Origin of the sequence: Achromobacter sp. 2789STDY5608621, assembly GCF_001299375.1 — a bacterium.
In the GTDB taxonomy this organism is placed as follows: Bacteria; Pseudomonadota; Gammaproteobacteria; order Burkholderiales; family Burkholderiaceae_B; genus Achromobacter; species Achromobacter insuavis.
The window spans coordinates 156,998-173,970 of the sequence record NZ_CYTU01000010.1; the positions used below are offsets into that span (position 1 = coordinate 156,998).

Here is a 16,973-nt window from a genome sequence, read left to right on the forward strand (position 1 = left end):
TTCGTCCCGCCCATCCGGCTTCCTGGCCTATTACGAAGAACTGCTCGCGGTCTGGACCCGGAAGCTGGGCTGCCGCGACGCCGCGCGCGATCTGGCCCACGACGCGCTGGTCAAGTGCCTGGAAACGGACCCGGCGCAGGTGGCGCAGCCGCGCGCCTATCTGCACCAGGCCGCGCGCAACGCGGCCGTCGACCAGTTCCGCCGCGACGGCGGGCAGGAATGGGTGCCGCTTGATACCATTGCCGACCACGCCAGCCCGCTGGGCGACCCGATGGCCCAGGCGCGCACCGGCCAGCTGGGCCAGGCGCTGGAAGCGGCGCTGGCGGAACTGCCGCTCAAGTGCCGCCAGGTGTTCGTCTGGCAGCGGCTGGAAGGCCTGACGCAGGCCGAGATCGCCGAACGCATGGGATTGAGCAAGAACATGGTCGAGAAATACATGATTCGCACCGCGTTGCATCTGCGCGAGCGGCTGGGGGCTTATGCGCCCAACTGACGCCGCATCGCCCGGGCAGGCCGGCCGCGAGGCCGGCGCCGACGCCATCCGCGCCGAGGCGGCGCGGTGGTTCGCGCGCGCCCATTCCGGCGAGTGGGACGCCGCGCAGGAACAGGCGCGCGCCGACTGGCTGGCGGCCGATCCGCGCCACGCCTATGAGTACCGCCTGCTGGAATCGATCTGGCAGGCCGCGGACGCCGTCGCGCCCGAGCGCCTGCGGGCCCTGGCCGAAGCGCCGGGCCGCGCGTCCCATTCCGGACGGCGAGCCGCGCTGGCCTTGAGCCTGGGCGCCGCGATCCTCGCCGTCGGCGGCTGGGCGCTGTGGCCGCGCGGCGCGGGCTGGACCGAATACCAGACACAGGTTGGCGAACTGCGCAGCGTGGCGCTGCCCGATGGTTCCCGCGCCGAATTGAATAGCAACAGCCATATCCGCGTGCGCTTCGACGACGCCGAGCGGCGCGTGCTGCTGGTGGCGGGCGAGGCGCTGTTCTCGGTCGAGAAGAACGCCGGCCGTCCGTTCGTGGTGGACGCCGGCCTGGGCACCGCGACCGTGACCGGGACGCGCTTCGACGTGCGCCGCGACGCGGAACAGATGCGGGTGCTGGTGGAGTCGGGTTCGGTCAAGGTGGCCGGCGCGCACGACGCGGCGGCCGTGCCGGTCACGGCCGGGCAGGGCGTGCGCATCGGCGCGGCGGGGCAGGCCGACCGGGCCGGGCCCGTCGACGTGGCCGCGACGCTGGCCTGGCGCGGCGGCCAGATCCGCTTCAGCAATACCGACCTGGCCAGCGCGGCGCGGGAAGTGTCGCGTTATCGCCAGCAGCCGATCGTGCTGGGGCCGGGCGTCGAGCATCTGACCGTGACCAGCGTGTTCCAGACCCGCGACACCGACGCCTTCCTGACAGCCTTGCCGCACATCCTGCCGGTGCGGGTGCGCCAGCTGCCCGACGGCCGCAGCGAAATCTCGGCGCGCTGACGCTGTTACAAAATAGTTGGCGCGGACATTCAGGTTTTCCCGCCGTATTGCGTCTTCTTCTTGATTCCGTGGGGCATGGGGCCTACCGAGAGCGGATCAGGAGCAGAAGCTGTGGTTCACAAGAAAATGGGACAAGGCGCGCCGGTGGGTGCGCGCCTGACGATGGCCGCGATGGCGGCATTGCTGGCGTTCGGCCCGGGGATGGCCAGCGCCCAGATGACGGCGCCCGTCGTCATCGACATGCCGGCGCAGTCGCTCGACCAGGCGCTCAAGCGGCTGGCCGAGACGCATGGGCTGCAGATCTTCTATGCGCCCCAGACCGTGGCCGGCATGCCGGCGCCGGCGCTGTCCGGATCCATGACGCCGCAACAGGCGCTGGCCGCGCTGCTGCAGGGCAAGCCGCTGCGGCTGCGGCAGGAAGGCTCGGCCACCATCATCGAACCCGAGGCGGCCGGCGCCGCCACCGTGCTGGCGCCGATCGAGGTCAGCGCTTCGCGCACGGCCAGCAACCTGGTGAGCCCGGTGCAGCAGACCATCGTGCTGGAGCGCGACGCCTTGCAGGAACTGCGCACCGGCTCGGACGGCCTGGCCACCGTGCTGGCCAAGACCGTGCCGGGCATGGCCGATTCCAGCCGCACCATGACCGACTACGGCCAGACGCTGCGCGGACGCGGCGTGCTGGTGCTGGTGGACGGCATTCCGCTGAACACCAACCGGGACTCGTCGCGCAACCTCGCCAACGTCGACCCGGCCACCATCGAGCGCGTCGAGGTGCTGCGCGGCAGCAGTTCGATCTATGGCGCCGGCGCCACGGGCGGCATCGTCTCCATCACCACGCGGCCGGCCGGCGGGGAACCGGTGGCCGAGACCACCGTGACCGCCGTCAGCCCGCTGAGCCGGCTGGGCGGCGACGGCCTGGGCGGCCAGCTGCAGCAGCATTTCGCCGGCAGCCAGGGCATGCTGGACTACGCGGTGGACCTGGGCGCGCGCCACAACGGCGCCTCCTATGACGCGCGCGGCCGCCGCATCGCGCCCGAGCCCAGCCAGGGCGACCTGTTCGATTCCAACATCTACAGCCTGGGCGGCAAGCTCGGCCTGCGGCTGGACGACAAGCAGCGCCTGCAACTGTCGGCCAGCTACTACAACGCCGACCAGCACTCCAACTACACCTCCGATCCCTCGGTCGGCCGGCTGCCGCCCGGTACGACGCGCGCGCTGCCGATGAGCGGCCTGGATCTGGCGGACCAGAACCAGATCCGCAACACGCTGGTGAACCTGGAATACCAGCACCTGGACCTGCTGGGCAGCAAGGTCACGGCGCAGATGTACTACCGCGACTACTACACGCGCTTCACGCCGTTCGACGCGCGCGCCGTGGTCACGCGCGGCGGCAACGTCGACCAGGTCATGCAGAACAGCAAGGTGTTCGGCAGCCGGCTCACCATCGACACGCCGCTGGGCGAGCAATCGAAACTGCTGTGGGGCATGGACTTCAACCAGGAACGCAGCGACATGCCGATCGACGTGTTCGACGCGGCCGCCTACGACGCCAGCGGCGGCCGGGTGTTCCGCAAGACCGGCCGCCTGACCTACATGCCCGAGCTGACCTCGCGCAGCACCGGCATCTTCGGCCAGCTGGAGCACCGCTTCAACGAGCAATGGTCGGTGCAGGGCGGGGCGCGCTACGAGTACGCCACGGCCCGCTTCGGCGACTTCGTGCCGCTGTCGCAGTCGCGGGTGGCGTCGCCGGCCTCGGTGCAGGGCGGCTCGGTCAGCTACGACGCCTTCCTGTTCAATGCCGGCCTGACCTACGCGCCGGTCCGCGGCCAGGAGCTGTACGCCAACTTCAGCCAGGGCTTCCAGCTGCCGGACATCGGCGTGCAGATGCGCAACGCGCGGCCGGGCTTCGACATCGGCTCGTCCGACCTGCAGCCGGTCAAGACCAACAACTACGAGCTGGGCTGGCGCGGCGGGGTGGGCAACACGACCGCGTCGCTGGCGCTGTTCTACACCACCTCCAAGCTGGGCGATGTGCAGAGCTTCAATAACGGCCTGATCCTGACGCGCACCGAAGAGCGCATCCACGGCATCGAGGCGACGGTGGACTACCTGACCGACGACGAGAAGTGGGGCACGGGCGGCACGTTCACCTGGATGAAGGGGCGCGAGCGGCCCGACAACGGCCAATGGCGCGACATGACCGGCTACCGCATCCCGCCGCTCAAGCTCACCGCGTACCTGCAGTACCGGCCGAACGAGCGCTGGAACAACCGCATCCAGGCCAACTACTTCGGCGGCAAGGACTACCGGCTGGACGGCGTCGAAAGCTTCGGCCGCCGCGACGTGGGCAGCTACTTCACGGTGGACCTGATGAGCCGCTACCAGGTCACGCCGAAGGACACGCTGATCGTCGGCGTCGAGAACCTGTTCAACCGCGACTATTACCCGCTCTACAGCCAGCTGATGCGCACCAGCACCAATACCAGCCGCCTGCCGGCCCCGGGCACGGTGCTGACCCTGACCTACCAGCATCGCTGGTAGGCCGGACGAGCCCGGGCGCGGCGTTCAGCGCCAGGGCTGCCAGTCCACCCCCAGGTTCTCGCACAGCCAGGCGCAAAAGCCCGCGGCCAGCGCGTTGCGGCTGTCGCAGTGCACCAGCCAGCGCCAGGTCGGGCCGCGCACGGTCTGCGGCGTCATCGGCGCGAGCAGGCCGTCCTCGCACGCGCGCCGCGCCAGCAGCGCGGCCACCAGGGCGATGCCCAGGCCCTGGCTGGCGGCGTCCAGCAACTGCCCCGGATCCGAGAAGTTCAGGCCGCTGTCGCGCTGGCCGACGTCGGCGCCGCCCTGCATGCGCCAATAGCTCCAGTCCATCTCGCGTTCGCCGTGCAGGGTCACCCGCTGCGCCGGATCGGCCGCCAGCAGGCGCGGATGGCAGGCGGCGTACAGCCGGTCCTCGCACAGTACGCGGAAATCGCAATCGGCCTGCGGGCCGATATCGTCGCGCAAGGCGATGTCGATGGTCTGCGTCGCCATGTCCGGCGCCTCATCGCTGGTGTAGAGCCACAGATCGACCTCGGGATGGCGCTCATGGAACGCCTGCAGGCGCGGCACCAGCCAATGGCGCGCGAACGCCGGGCTGGTGTTGACGATCAGCTGGTTCGGCTTGCGGTACTGGTCCAGGCGGCGGATGCCCGTCGCCAGTTGCAGCAGCATCGCCTGGGTGGTGCCGAGCAGGTCGACGCCGGCGTCGGTCAGCGTCACGCTGCGCCCCTGGCGCAGGAACAGCGGCTGCTCCAGATAGGTTTCCAGGCTGCGGATCTGCTGGCTGATGGCCGACTGGGTCAGGTGCAGCTCGTCGGCGGCCTTGTGGAAACTGCCCAGCCGCGCCGCCGCCTCGAAGCCGCGCAACACATTCAACGGGGGCCATTGTTTAAGCATATTGATAAGTAAATCTAATCAGATGTCCGCTAAATATATCGCTTGTTGGCGGTGTCCGGCGCGCTCTACGATGCATTCATGGGTCGCAGGCCCGATTTCCCCCTCGTTTTCACACTGATTGGATTTGCTTATGTTTACCCGCCGCCTTTTCGTCAAACAGCTTTCCGCGCTCGCCGCGGGCCAGGCGCTTGCCGCCGCCGGCTTCGGGCTGGCCGCGGGCCCCGCGCGGGCGGGCGCCGGCGGACAGTGGCGCATGCCCGACGAAGCCGATCGGCAGGCCCGGGCCTTCATCGCCTTCGGCGCGCAGCCGGCGATCTGGAAGGACTTCACGCCCGATGTGCAGGCCGCGCAGGGACGCATCGCGCGCGCCATCGCGCGCTACCAGCCCGTCACCGTGTTCTGCCGCGAGGCCGAGACGGCGCTGGCCCGGCGCCACTGCGGCGACGCCAACGTCACCTATCTGGCGGCCGAGCTCGACGACATCTGGATGCGCGACATCGGCGCCAACTTCCTGGTGAACGGACAGGGTGGCCTGACCGCGATGGACTTCAACTTCAACGGCTGGGGCGACAAGCAGCGGCACGCGGCCGACGCCTTGCTGGCCGGGCGGGCGGCCAGGGAGACGGGCGCACGCCACGTGCGCAGCGAGCTGGTGGGCGAGGGCGGCGGCATCGAGGTGGACGGCCGCGGCACCGGCATCATGACCGAAAGCTGCTGGGTCAACGACAACCGCAATCCGGGCTGGAGCCGCGCCGAGGTCGAGGAGGAACTCAAGTTCTGCCTGGGGCTGCGCAAGATCATCTGGCTGCCGGGCATCAAGGGCAAAGACATCACCGACGCCCACGTCGACTTCTACGCCCGCTTCGCGCGGCCCGGCGTGGTGGTCGCCAACCTGGAGGAGGATCCGGACTCGCACGACTACGACGTGACCCGCGCGCACCTGGAGATCCTGCGGTCCGCCACCGACGCCGACGGCAACCGGCTGCAGCTGCACACGCTGTCGCCGCCGCGCCGTCCCCGGGCCAGCGTCTACCAGGAAGACAACGACGATTTCGCCGCCGGCTACATCAACTACTTCGTCATCAACGGCGCCGTGATCGCGCCCGAGTTCGGCGATGCCCGCGCCGATGGCAAGGCGCGTGACCTGCTGCGCGCCTTGTATCCCGGCCGCGACGTGGTGCAGCTGGACATCGACGCGATCGCCTCGGGCGGCGGCGGGATCCACTGCGTGACGCATCAGTTGCCGGCGGTCTGAAACGCCTTCGCCACCGCGCGCGGAAAACCGATATTGATATACGTATTCCATCGTTGGCGCGCCACGGATGCTTGCCCAGAATGGGTGGCAATCAAGTCGTGGTCGAAGGATGTGTTTGATGCCAGCGGTAAGGAAAGTCGTCGTGCTCGGTGCCGGCGTATTGGGGTTGAGTGTCGCGGCCGAGCTGGCCGAGCGAGGGGCGCGGGTGGTGGTGGCCGCGCCGCCGCTGGATCACCGGACCGCGTCGCTGCGGTCGTATTCGTGGCTCAACGCGTTCGGCGCGGCGCCGGAAAGCTACCGGCGCCTGCGGCTGCTGTCGCTGGACCGCTACCGGACCCTGGCCGGGCCCGGCGCGCCATGGCTGCGCTTTGACGGTTCGCTGACCTGGCGCGACGCCGACAAGCGGGAGCTGCTGCAGGCGCGCGCCGAGGCGCTGAGCCAGTCGGGCTATGGCAATACCTGGGTCGATGCCGATGCGGCGGCGCGGCTCGAACCCGCGCTGGACAGGGCCGCGCTCGACGGCCATGCGCTGGTGCACACGCCGGGCGAAGGCTGGGTCGACCTGCCCGAATACCTCCATGTCCTGCGCCGGCGCATCGCCGCGCGCGACGGCCAGTTCGTGACCCTGACGCAGCCGCCGCTGCTGCGCGTGGCCGGGGGCAGGATCACGGGCGTGCAGGTCGATGGCCGCACCTCGCTGGACGCCGACAGCGCGGTGCTGGCCGCCGGCGCGGGCACGCCCGCCTTGCTGCGGCAGGTGGGCATCGAGCTGCCGGCGCAGACCAATACCGCCTTGCTGGTGACGGCGCGGGCCAGCGTGGCGGCCCCCAAAGCCGTGCTGCGCGCGCCGGACATCGCGATCCGGCCGCGCGCCGATGGCCTGCTGGCGCTGCATGCCGATTGGGCCGACACCCGCGTCACCGGCGACGACGAGCGCGGCTGGTCGGTCACGCCGGACGTGATCGACGCCGTCACCGCGGCGGCCGCGCGCTGGCTGGCCGGCCGTCCCGCCTTCACCGAGGTCCAGGCCGGCATCGGCCTGCGTCCCATCCCCGGCGACCAGCGGGCGGTGGCGGGCGATGTCGCGGACATCGGCGGCCTGTCGGTGGCGTTCAGCCACAGCGCGGCCACGCTCGCGCCCATTCTTTCCGAACTGCTGGCCGCCGAGATCATCGACGGCACGCCGTCGCCGCTGCTGGCCGACTTCCGGCCGGCGCGCTTCGCGGCCTGACGCGTCCCATTTCTCCGTACCTGTTCCTGGATCATCATGAGTGAAGTCTCGAGCGATTATGTCATCGTGGGCGCCGGCATTTTCGGCGCCTCGCTGGCCTGGACGCTGGCGCGAGCCGGCCATTCCGTCACCCTGCTGGAGCGCCATGCCGTCGCCAGCGGCGCCTCCGGCGGCCCCGGCCACCGCGGGGTGCGCGCCAACAACCGCGACCTGCGCGAACTGCCCCTGGCCGTGCGGGCGCTGCAAATATGGCCTACGCTGACCCGCGAACTCGGCGCCGACAGCGGCTTCGAGCCGCTGGGCGGCCTGAGCCTGGGCGAACTGGAGCGCGTGGGCGGCACGCACGGCCGCGTGACCCTGGAAGCGCGCGCCGCGGTGCAGAACGCCTTCGGCGCCCGCACCGAGATCCTGGACGCGGCCGGCGTGCGCGAGAAGCTGCCCCACGTCTCCGACAAGGTCATCTACGCGCTCTACAGCCCCAACGATGGCATCGCCGACCATACGGTCGCCACGCGCGCCTTCGCCTCGGCGGCCGTGACGCATGGCGCCGCGCTGATCGAGGGCGCCGACGTGCGCCAGGTGCGCGCCGCGGGCGCGCGGCCCGCATCGGTGCGGCTGGCGGACGGGCGCGAATTCGCCGCCAGGCGCGCGGTGGTGCTGGCCGCCAACACGCAGGTGCCGAAGCTGCTGGCGGACGCCTTCGGGCTGCGGCTGCCGATCTGGTCGTTCAACCCGCAGGTGGCGCAACTGCGCGTGTCGCGCGAACTGAAGCTGGACTACCTGATCAACCACAGCAACCGCACGCTCTCCATCAAGCGCGCCGACGCCGACCACATCACCGTGACCGGCGGCGCCGTGGGCCGCTGGGACGATGCGACCGAGATCGGCAACACCGACCTGTCGACCCTCAGCGCCAGCCTGACGGCGTTGACGGCGACCTTTCCCATCACCGCGACCGACACCGTCGTGACCCGGCTGGACGCCAGCCGCGCGGACTCCAGCTCGGTCGACCAGATCCCGATCATCGACCAGGTGGCGGGCCAGGAGGGCGTGTACTACGCCACCGGCTGGAGCGGCCACGGGTTCGCCATCGCGCCCGCCGTGTCCGAAGCGGTGGCCGCCTGGCTCGCCAGCGGCAAGCGGCCCGCGGTCCTGGATCCGTTCGGCGCCGCGCGCTTCCGCCTGTAGGCGGTTCGCGGTTTCCTCCGACTCTCCCTGCAAGGTTCATCGTGTTCGCTACCTCCTTCATTCCGACCGCCGCGCCGCGCCGCCCGTCGCCGGTGGCCGCCATTGCGCTGGCGCTGGCCGGCCTGCTGGCCAGCGCCGCGGCGCAGGCCGCCGATCCCGCGCCGCGCGCCGGCGGCGCGCTGACGATCGCGCAAAGTTCCTTTCCGCCGTGCCTGGACCTGGCCCAGAGCGCGCGCGCCCAGAACGCCAGCCGCCAGGCGCTGGACGCCTTGCTGGACCAGGACAAGCGCACCGGCGAGGTGGTGCCGTGGCTGGCCACCCGCTGGACCTACCAGGACGAGGGCAAAACGCTGGTGCTGCGCCTGCGCGACGGCGTGACGTTCAGCAATGGCGAGCGTTTCGATGCCGCCAGCGTCAAAGCCAACTTCGATGCCCTGGCCGTGTACGCCAGGGAAGGGCGGGCGCCGCAGGCCTCCGGCTACCTGACCGGCTACCTGGGCGCCGACGTGCTCGACCCGTTGACGGTGGCGCTGCGCTTCGACCATCCCAAGGCCGGCTTCCTGCAGGCCCTCACCGAAAAGACCCTGGCGCCGCTGGCGCCCGCCACGCTCGCCAAAACGCCGGAAGAACGCTGCCAGGGCGCGCTGATCGGGACCGGCCCGTTCGTGATCGCGCAGGTGGTCAAGAACGACCGCATCGTCCTCAAGCGCCGCGCCGACTACCAGTGGGCCTCGCCCAACGCCGAGCACCAGGGGCCGGCCTGGCTCGACCAGGTCACGTTCCAGACCGTGTCGGAAGGCAGCGTCCGGGTCGGCTCGCTGATCAGCCGCCAGGTGGGCGCGATCGAGGAAATCCCGACCGAGGACGTGCAGCGGGTCAAGGCCGCGGGCGCCAGCGTGGTCGCGCGCTCGGCCGGCGGCATCGGCATCACGCTGTACCCCAACATCGCCAGCCCGGTCCTGTCGCACCCCGAAGTGCGGCAGGCGCTGGTGATCGGCGTGAACCGCGCCGAGATCATCGAGGCGCTCTATACCGAATACGACAAGGCCGCCACCAGCGTGGTCTCGACCACGGTGCCGGGCTATGTCGACCTGTCGGCCAAGCTGGCCTATCGGCCCGACGCCGCGCGGGCGCTGCTGGAACGGGCCGGCTGGAAGGCCGGCAAGGACGGCATCCGCAGCCGCGACGGACAGCGTTTGCAGGTTGGCGTCACCTGGAGCTTTCCCGGCTACACGCCGACGCTGGAACTCATCAAGGAACAACTGGCCCGGATCGGCGTGGACCTGCGCCTGAACCTGCGCTCGGACGCCGAGATCGGCGGCGTGATCCGCTCGGGCAACTACGACCTGCGGCTGTCGGACCTGACTCGCCCCGATCCGGACGTGATCCTGGCCGCGTTCTCCAGCAAGTTCGGCCGCGGCCTGGGCGCGGCCGAGCCGGCGCTCGATGCCTTGCTCGACCAGCAGAGCGTGGCGGTGGACCCGGCCCGGCGCAAGGACCTGGTGGCGCAGGTGCAGAACCTGATCATCGACCAGGGCTACGCGGTGCCGATCAAGGAGAGCAATACCGTCTTCGCGGTGGCGCCCGACGTGCGCGGCCTGTGGCTGTCGACGCCGCGCTGGCCGGTGCTGCACGACACCTGGCTGGCGGCTGCCCGGTAAGCCAGCATGCGCCGCTACCTGCTGTCGCGCCTGGGGCAGGCGGTCTTCGTGGTGTGGGCCGCGTTCTCGGTGTCGTTCCTGATCCTCTACGTGCTGCCGGGCGATCCGGTGGCCATCATGCTGGATGCGCGCGGCGAGGGCGTGCTGGCCGACCCGGCGCAAGTGGCGCAGATGCGCAGCCGCTTCGGGCTGGACCAGCCGATCCTGGCGCAGTACGTCAACGGCCTGGGCCGGGCGCTGCGCGGCGATTTCGGCATCTCGATCGAGAACGGCCACGACGTCGCCACGACAGTGCTGCGGGCCTTGCCCCAGACCCTGGCGCTGGCCGCGCTGGCGCTGCTGATCTCATTGGTCCTGGGACTGGCGGTGGCGCTGGCGGCGACCTACACGCGCCGGCCCTGGCTGGCCGAACTGCTGCTGTGCCTGCCGCCGCTGGGCGTCAGCATCCCGTCGTTCTGGATCGGGCTGGTGCTGTTGCAGTGCTTTTCCTTCGGCTGGCCGTTCCTGCCGGCGACCGGCAACGCCGGCTTCGCCTCGCTGGTGCTGCCCGCCCTGACGCTGGCGATTCCCACCGGCGCCGCGATCGCCCAGGTATTGGCCAAGAGCCTGTCGGCCGCGCTGCGGCAGGGCTACATCGACACCGCCTACGCCAAGGGCGCGTCGCGCCGCCGGGTGCATCTGCGGCACGCCTTGCGCAACGCCGCCATTCCCGCGCTGACGCTGGTCGGCATGAGCGCCGGCCACCTGCTGGGCGGATCGGTCGTCACCGAAACCGTGTTCTCGCGCGCCGGCATCGGCCGCCTGACCCAGATCGCGGTGCAGGCGCAGGACATTCCCATGGTGCAGGGCCTGGTAGTGCTGTCGACGCTGGTCTATGTGGTGGTGAACCTGGCGGTGGACCTGCTGTACCCCTTGTTCGATCCGCGCATCGCCGCCGCGCCGCGATCGCCGGCCTAGCGCCTGTTCACGCCCATAGGAGACTCGCATGAGCACCTTGCATTCCCTGGCCCCGCCGGCGCCGTCCGCCGCCGCGATGCCGGCCGTGCCGGACGGCTGGCGCGCGCGGCTGGGCGACGCCCGCCGCGCGGCGCTGTTGCTGTTGGCGCTGGCCGTGGTGGCCGTGGCGCTGGGGTGGGCCTTCTTTCCGGGCCTGTTCACCGCGCAGAGTCCATTCGAGACCCGGGTGGCGCTGCGCCTGCGGCCGCCGTCCCTGGCGCACTGGTTCGGCACCGACTACCTGGGCCGCGACGTCTATGCGCGAGTGGTGCACGGCGCGGCGCTGTCGTTGAAGGCGACCGTCATCGCCGTCTCGCTGGGCCTGGCCGCCGGCTGCTGCCTGGGCCTGCTGGCCGGCTTCTCGCGCCGCGCGGTGGACGACGCGGTGATGCGCGTGGTGGACGTATTGCTGGCGATTCCGTCGCTGCTGCTGTCGCTGATGGTGATCACCGTGCTGGGCTTCGGCACCGTCAACGTGGCGCTGGCCGCCGGCGTGGCCACCATCGCCACCTTCGCGCGGCTGATGCGGGCCGAAGTGCTGCGGATCAAGGCGAATGCCTATGTCGAGGCGGCCTTCGGCAGCGGCGAGCGCTGGTTCTCGGTGCTGCGCCGCCACATCGTGCCCAACGCCGCCGGCCCCGTGCTGGTGCTGGCGGGCCTGGAACTGGGCGCCGCCATCCTCGCGGTATCGGCGCTGAGTTTCCTGGGCTTCGGCGCCGCGCCGCCCGCGCCCGAGTGGGGCACGCTGGTGGCGGAAGGGCGCAATTACCTGGTGCGCGCCTGGTGGCTGACCGCCATGCCGGGCGGCGTGATCATCCTGGTGGTGCTGTCCACCAACAGTCTGGGCAAGGCCTTTGAACGGCGGCGCCTGCGGGGGGCACGATGAACCTGAACACAGTGACGGCGCTGTCCGTCCAACGCGGCGAAACGGCGGCGCAGCCGCTGCTGGCCGTGCGCGACCTGCACGTGGCCTATCAGGCCGGGCGCCAATGGGCGCACGCCGTGCGCGGCGTGTCGCTGCACGTGGACCCCGGCGAGGTGCTGGCCATCGTCGGCGAGTCCGGCTCCGGCAAGTCGACCACCGCGCACGCCATCATCGGCCTGCTGCAGGAAGACGCGCGCATCCTGCGCGGCGCCATCCATTTCCAGGGAGCAGACCTGACGCGGGCCGGCGAACGCGCCTGGAGCCGGCTGCGCGGCGCGCACATCGGGCTGGTGCCGCAGGATCCCGGCGTCGCGTTGAACCCGGCCATGCGGATCGGCGAGCAGGTGGCCGAGGTGCTGCGCATCCACGGCCTGGCCGATCGCCTCAATGCCCGCCAGCGCGCCGTGCAGATACTGGACCAGGTCGGCCTGACGCAGCCGGCGCTGCGCGCCCGGCAGTATCCCCACGAACTCTCGGGCGGCATGCGCCAGCGCGTCCTGATCGGCATCGCCTTTGCCTGCCGGCCCCGGCTGGTGATCGCCGACGAGCCCACCAGCGCGCTCGACGCGACCGTGCAGCGCCGCATCCTGGACCAACTGGCGCTGATGAAACAGGAGAACGGCACCTCGGTGCTGCTGATCACGCACGACCTGGCGCTGGCGGCCGAGCGCGCCGACCGCGTCATCGTGATGCGGCACGGGGAGATCGTGGAGGAGGGCGGCGCGGGCGACGTGTTCGAGCGGCCGCGCCACGCCTACACCCAGGCGCTGCTGGCGGCGCGACCGGGCGCATCGACGCGCCAGCGGCCGGCGGTGTCCGCGCCCGCCACGCCGCCGCTGCTGGCGGTCCAGGGCCTGGCGAAGACCTTCGCGCTGGCCGGCGGTCAGCGCCTGCAGGCCGTGCGCGACGTGTCGTTCGAGATCGCGCGCGGCCAGACGCTGGCGCTGGTGGGCGAGTCCGGCTCGGGCAAATCCACCACCGCCCGCATGGTGGTGCGCATGGAGACGCCCAGCGCCGGCCAGGTGCGGTTCAGCGGCCGCGATATCGGCGCGCTCCGGGGCGAGCCGCTGCGCCAGCTGCGCCGGCGGATCCAGTTCGTGCACCAGAACCCCTACGGCTCGCTCGACCCGCGCTACACCATCGAGGACATCCTGACCGAACCGCTGCGCGCCTTCGGCATCGGCCGGCCCGAGGAGCGGCGCGACCGCGCCTTGGAGTTGCTGGACCAGGTGGCGCTGGACCGCGCCCTGGCGACGCGCCGGCCCGCCGCGCTGTCGGGCGGCCAGCGGCAGCGCGTGGCCATCGCCCGCGCATTGGCGCTGCAACCCGACCTGATCGTGCTGGACGAGCCGGTCTCGGCGCTCGACGTGGCGGTGCAGCGGCAGGTGCTGGACCTGCTGCAGCAGTTGCAGGAAGACCTAGGCCTGACCTACCTGCTGATTTCGCACGACCTGGAAGTGGTGCGCCACATCAGCGACCGGGTCGCGGTCATGGCGGCGGGCGCGCTGGTGGAGCAGGGCGCGGTGGAGGAGGTGTTCACGTCGCCCCGGCACGACTACACGCGCGAACTGCTCGCCGCCCGTCCCGGCCAGCGCGCGGCGGCGCCGGCCCCGCCGGCCAACGCGGCGGCCGTGGCCTGAGCGCCCGCGCGGCCGCTACACAACTCGCGGTTGTTAATTTCCGACTTTTTATTCATTTGGATTTCGCCGCTTTAGGCCTAGATTGTGGATTCCGCCGCCACCTGTTCTGGCGGCCAGCCTGGAGGCCCTTGCGCCATGAGCTACGACACCCCCGAAGCCGCCGTCACCGAACGGATCCTGCCTGCCTCCCTGGAGCAGGCGCGCGCCGCGGCGCTGGACCAGCACCTTTCCTATGCCGGCGGCGTCTCGCCCGTGGACGCCTGGACGCTGGCGCAGAACGGCGACGCGGTGCTGGTGGACGTGCGCTCGGCGGAAGAGCGCAAATTCGTCGGCCACATCCCCGGCACGGTGCACGTGCCCTGGGCCACCGGCACCAGCCTGACCCGCAACCCGCGCTTCGTGCGCGAACTGGAGGCCAAGGTGGCCAGCGCCGGCGGCAAGGACGCCGTGGTGCTGCTGCTGTGCCGCAGCGGCAAGCGCTCGGCGCTGGCGGCGGAGGCGGCCGCCAAGGCGGGATTCTCGGCGGTCTTCAACGTCTTCGAGGGCTTCGAAGGCGAACTCGACGCCAACCAGCACCGCGGCCTGAGCGACGGCTGGCGCCATCGCGGCCTGCCCTGGGTGCAGGACTGACATGGCGGCCTTCGATCTGGAGGGCGTGGTGCGCGCCCTGGACGGCATCCGCGCCCAATGGCGCACCTCGCAACAGCGCGCTCGCGAGCCAGGCGAACGCGAGTTTCCGTCGCGCGAAGCGCTGGCCGACATCTTCGACAAGTTCAAGCGCGCGCTTTTCCCCATGCGCCTGGGGCCGGTCGACATGCGCCACGAAAGCGAGAATTTCTACGTTGGCTACACGCTGGACGCGGCCCTGCGCAGCCTGCTGGAACAGGCGCGGCTGGAGCTGCGGCGTCACGCGCCGGCCGATGCCGGCGTCGATGAACACGCCGCCGCGATCGTGCGGCGGTTCGCCGCCGCGCTGCCGGACGTGCGGCGGCTGCTCGACAGCGACGTGCTGGCGGCCTATCACGGCGATCCGGCGGCGCGCAGCGTGGACGAGGTGCTGCTCTGCTATCCCGGCATCCACGCCCTGATCCACCATCGCCTGGCGCACCAGCTGTACCTGCTGGACCTGCCGCTGCTGGCGCGCATCGCGGCCGAGATCGCCCATGGCGAAACCGGCATCGACATCCACCCCGGCGCCCAGATCGGCCCGGGCTGCTTCATCGACCATGGCACCGGCGTCGTCATCGGCGAGACCGCCCGCATCGGCCGCGGCGTGCGCATCTACCAGGCGGTGACGCTGGGCGCCAAGCGCTTCACCACCGACGCCGACGGCAACCTGGAAAAAGGCCTGGCGCGCCATCCGATCGTGGAAGACGAGGTCGTCATCTACGCCGGCGCCACCATCCTGGGCCGCGTGACGCTGGGCCGCGGCGCGGTGATCGGCGGCAACGTCTGGATCACCAGCGACGTGGCGCCCGGCGCCACCGTCACGCAGGCCGGCCCGCGCAGCACGCCGCAGGCCGACGCCGGCCAGGCACGCCAGCGCGAGCGCGCCGCCTGACCGCTATTTCCCCAGGGGCTTCGGCCCTTTCTTTTTGTCTGTGTTGTTTGCGTGTTTGTTCACTTCGGAGATTTCAATGAGTGCCACCGTAGGCGGGACCGTCGCATTGGGCGACAACGGCGCAAGGCAGTTGGCCAATGCGACCAAGACCGTACCCCAACTTGCCACCATCAGCCCGCGCTGGCTGACGCATTTGCTGCAATGGGCGCCGGTCAAGCAGGCATCTACCGCCTGAACAAGGTCAAAAATCCCGAAAACATCAAGGTGACGTGCACCGCGCGCGAAGCCGAGAACCAGTTGCCGCGCACCTTCGTCGAGTACGAGGAGCAGCCGCGCGAGTATTTCCTGAACGCCGTCAGCACCGTGCTGGACGTGCACACCCGCATCTCCGACCTCTACAGCAGCCCGCACGACCAGATCAAGGAACAGCTGCGCCTGACCATCGAGACCATCAAGGAAAACCAGGAAAGCGAACTCATCAACAATCCCGATTACGGCCTGTTGTCGCAGGTGACGGAGGAGCAGCGCATCTTCCCGCTGACCGGCGCGCCCACGCCCGACGACCTGGATGAGCTGCTGACCAAGGTCTGGAAGGAGCCGGCTTTCTTCCTGACGCATCCGCTGGCCATCGCCGCCTTCGGCCGCGAAGCCACGCGGCGCGGCACGCCGCCGCCGACGGTCAGCCTGTTCGGCTCGCAGTTCATCACCTGGCGCGGCATTCCCCTGATTCCGTCCAACAAGGTGCCGGTGGCCGATGGCAAGACCAAGATCCTGCTGCTGCGCGTGGGCGACAAGCGCCAGGGCGTGGTCGGGCTGTACCAGCCGGGCCTGCCGGGCGAACAGAGCCCGGGCCTGTCGGTGCGCTTCATGGGCATCAACAACCATGCCATCGCGTCCTACCTGATCTCGCTGTACTGCTCGCTGGCGCTGCTGGCCGACGACGCGCTGGCGGTGCTCGACGATGTCGAGATCGGCAAGTACCACGACTATCCCGACACCTACAAATAGGCCGCACGATGGCTGTCGCCGATTCCTCTCCAAGCTTCGCCGCCCTGGCCGGCGGCGTGCCGGGCGCGCCGGAAGCGCCCATCGATCCGGACGTGCTGGCGCGTCTGGCCAATGCCTTCTTCACGGCGCTGCCGGGGCGGCCGGCGCCAGCCGACCTGCCGGCGCCGGTCCCGCCCGGGGTGCAGGCTCCGGTCAACGTCGCGCCGCCCGGCTCGCCGCTGGTCAGCCCCGCGGGACTGGGCCCGGGCGTGCCCGGCACGCCGATCCCGCAGGGGCTGGCGCCCGGCGCCAACCTGGCGCCGGCCTCGCCAGCGCCCTTGCCATCGCTGGCGCACCGCGCGCCGGCGCTGCTGCCGCACGCGCAGGCGGGCAACGGCCTGCCCGACAACGTGGTGACGGCGGTGCCGGCCTACGAGCCGCGCTTCGGCGCGGGCGCCACCGGGATCGCGCCCGGTGCGACGACGGTCCGGCCCGACGCTGGGGCAGGGGAGTCCATCCCCTACTATTTCCTGGAGGGCGGGCAGGGTCATCCGGCGCGGCCGGGAACGGTGCTGGGCGCCACGGCGGTCAGCGACGATCTGGCCGGGCTGGCCGTGCCCGCCCG

13 protein-coding genes and 2 pseudogenes are annotated in these 16,973 nt (G+C 70.9%); 14 read left to right on the forward strand and 1 reads right to left on the reverse strand.

Annotation, left to right across the window (positions count from 1 at the left end):
- The 3 genes from AOZ53_RS12980 to AOZ53_RS12990 all read left to right on the forward strand — a co-directional run.
- Positions 1 to 493, forward strand: a 493-nt coding sequence (locus AOZ53_RS12980) for a sigma-70 family RNA polymerase sigma factor (RefSeq protein ID WP_054488083.1), incomplete at its 5' end; no start/stop codon positions are given.
- The gene (locus AOZ53_RS12985; protein WP_054488085.1) at positions 480 to 1,466 is read left to right on the forward strand and encodes a FecR family protein; all 987 of its coding nucleotides are present in this window, start codon (positions 480 to 482) and stop codon (positions 1,464 to 1,466) included. The genes AOZ53_RS12980 and AOZ53_RS12985, both read left to right, overlap by 14 nt.
- 162 nt (positions 1,467 to 1,628) lie before the next feature.
- A complete protein-coding gene (locus AOZ53_RS12990) occupies positions 1,629 to 4,007 on the forward strand; it encodes a TonB-dependent receptor (RefSeq protein ID WP_369816817.1) in 2,379 nt (792 codons plus the stop codon).
- 24 nt (positions 4,008 to 4,031) lie between these two features.
- Here AOZ53_RS12990 and AOZ53_RS12995 read toward each other — a convergent pair whose 3' ends face one another.
- Entirely contained in the window at positions 4,032 to 4,904 is an 873-nt protein-coding gene (locus AOZ53_RS12995) for a LysR substrate-binding domain-containing protein (RefSeq protein WP_054488087.1), read from the reverse strand.
- Between the two features lie 130 nt (positions 4,905 to 5,034).
- Between AOZ53_RS12995 and AOZ53_RS13000 the strand changes: the two genes are divergently transcribed.
- The 11 genes and pseudogenes from AOZ53_RS13000 to AOZ53_RS13050 form a co-directional block, all read left to right on the forward strand.
- Positions 5,035 to 6,159, forward strand: a complete 1,125-nt coding sequence (locus tag AOZ53_RS13000; RefSeq protein WP_054488089.1) for an agmatine deiminase family protein — start codon at positions 5,035 to 5,037, stop codon at positions 6,157 to 6,159.
- Positions 6,160 to 6,301: 142 nt separating this feature from the next.
- Entirely contained in the window at positions 6,302 to 7,390 is a 1,089-nt protein-coding gene (locus tag AOZ53_RS13005) for an NAD(P)/FAD-dependent oxidoreductase (RefSeq protein WP_197286480.1), read from the forward strand.
- A 36-nt stretch (positions 7,391 to 7,426) separates the two neighbouring features.
- Positions 7,427 to 8,578 (forward strand): NAD(P)/FAD-dependent oxidoreductase, encoded by a 1,152-nt coding sequence (locus AOZ53_RS34685; RefSeq protein ID WP_054488094.1) that lies wholly within the window; start codon positions 7,427 to 7,429, stop codon positions 8,576 to 8,578.
- Positions 8,579 to 8,619: 41 nt separating this feature from the next.
- Positions 8,620 to 10,239, forward strand: a complete 1,620-nt coding sequence (locus AOZ53_RS34690) for an ABC transporter substrate-binding protein (RefSeq protein WP_054488096.1) — start codon at positions 8,620 to 8,622, stop codon at positions 10,237 to 10,239.
- A gap of 6 nt (positions 10,240 to 10,245) precedes the next feature.
- Positions 10,246 to 11,196: an ABC transporter permease gene (locus tag AOZ53_RS13020; RefSeq protein WP_054460605.1), complete on the forward strand. Its 951-nt coding sequence runs from the start codon at positions 10,246 to 10,248 to the stop codon at positions 11,194 to 11,196.
- A gap of 28 nt (positions 11,197 to 11,224) precedes the next feature.
- On the forward strand, positions 11,225 to 12,121 hold the full coding sequence (locus AOZ53_RS13025; RefSeq protein WP_054460608.1) for an ABC transporter permease: 897 nt from the start codon (positions 11,225 to 11,227) through the stop codon (positions 12,119 to 12,121).
- Positions 12,118 to 13,800: a dipeptide ABC transporter ATP-binding protein gene (locus AOZ53_RS13030; protein WP_054488098.1), complete on the forward strand. Its 1,683-nt coding sequence runs from the start codon at positions 12,118 to 12,120 to the stop codon at positions 13,798 to 13,800. The genes AOZ53_RS13025 and AOZ53_RS13030 overlap by 4 nt, the downstream gene beginning before the upstream one ends.
- 135 nt (positions 13,801 to 13,935) lie before the next feature.
- Positions 13,936 to 14,430: a rhodanese-like domain-containing protein gene (locus AOZ53_RS13035; RefSeq protein ID WP_054488102.1), complete on the forward strand. Its 495-nt coding sequence runs from the start codon at positions 13,936 to 13,938 to the stop codon at positions 14,428 to 14,430.
- Position 14,431: 1 nt separating this feature from the next.
- Entirely contained in the window at positions 14,432 to 15,361 is a 930-nt protein-coding gene (gene epsC / locus AOZ53_RS13040; protein WP_054488103.1) for a serine O-acetyltransferase EpsC, read from the forward strand.
- Positions 15,362 to 15,437: 76 nt separating this feature from the next.
- Positions 15,438 to 16,369, forward strand: a pseudogene (locus AOZ53_RS13045) (family 2A encapsulin nanocompartment shell protein).
- Positions 16,370 to 16,377: 8 nt separating this feature from the next.
- Positions 16,378 to 16,973: pseudogene (locus AOZ53_RS13050) on the forward strand (hypothetical protein); the annotation flags it as partial.

Excerpts from the sequence above, each read along its gene's own strand:
- AOZ53_RS12985 (WP_054488085.1), top strand. The coding sequence starts at position 480 with ATGCGCCCAACTGACGCCGCATCGCCCGGGCAGGCCGGCCGCGAGGCC.
- AOZ53_RS12990 (WP_369816817.1), top strand. The coding sequence starts at position 1,629 with ATGGCCGCGATGGCGGCATTGCTGGCGTTCGGCCCGGGGATGGCCAGC.
- AOZ53_RS12995 (WP_054488087.1), bottom strand. The coding sequence starts at position 4,904 with ATGCTTAAACAATGGCCCCCGTTGAATGTGTTGCGCGGCTTCGAGGCG.
- AOZ53_RS13000 (WP_054488089.1), top strand. The coding sequence starts at position 5,035 with ATGTTTACCCGCCGCCTTTTCGTCAAACAGCTTTCCGCGCTCGCCGCG.
- AOZ53_RS34685 (WP_054488094.1), top strand. The coding sequence starts at position 7,427 with ATGAGTGAAGTCTCGAGCGATTATGTCATCGTGGGCGCCGGCATTTTC.
- AOZ53_RS13020 (WP_054460605.1), top strand. The coding sequence starts at position 10,246 with ATGCGCCGCTACCTGCTGTCGCGCCTGGGGCAGGCGGTCTTCGTGGTG.
- AOZ53_RS13025 (WP_054460608.1), top strand. The coding sequence starts at position 11,225 with ATGAGCACCTTGCATTCCCTGGCCCCGCCGGCGCCGTCCGCCGCCGCG.
- AOZ53_RS13030 (WP_054488098.1), top strand. The coding sequence starts at position 12,118 with ATGAACCTGAACACAGTGACGGCGCTGTCCGTCCAACGCGGCGAAACG.
- AOZ53_RS13035 (WP_054488102.1), top strand. The coding sequence starts at position 13,936 with ATGAGCTACGACACCCCCGAAGCCGCCGTCACCGAACGGATCCTGCCT.
- epsC (WP_054488103.1), top strand. The coding sequence starts at position 14,432 with ATGGCGGCCTTCGATCTGGAGGGCGTGGTGCGCGCCCTGGACGGCATC.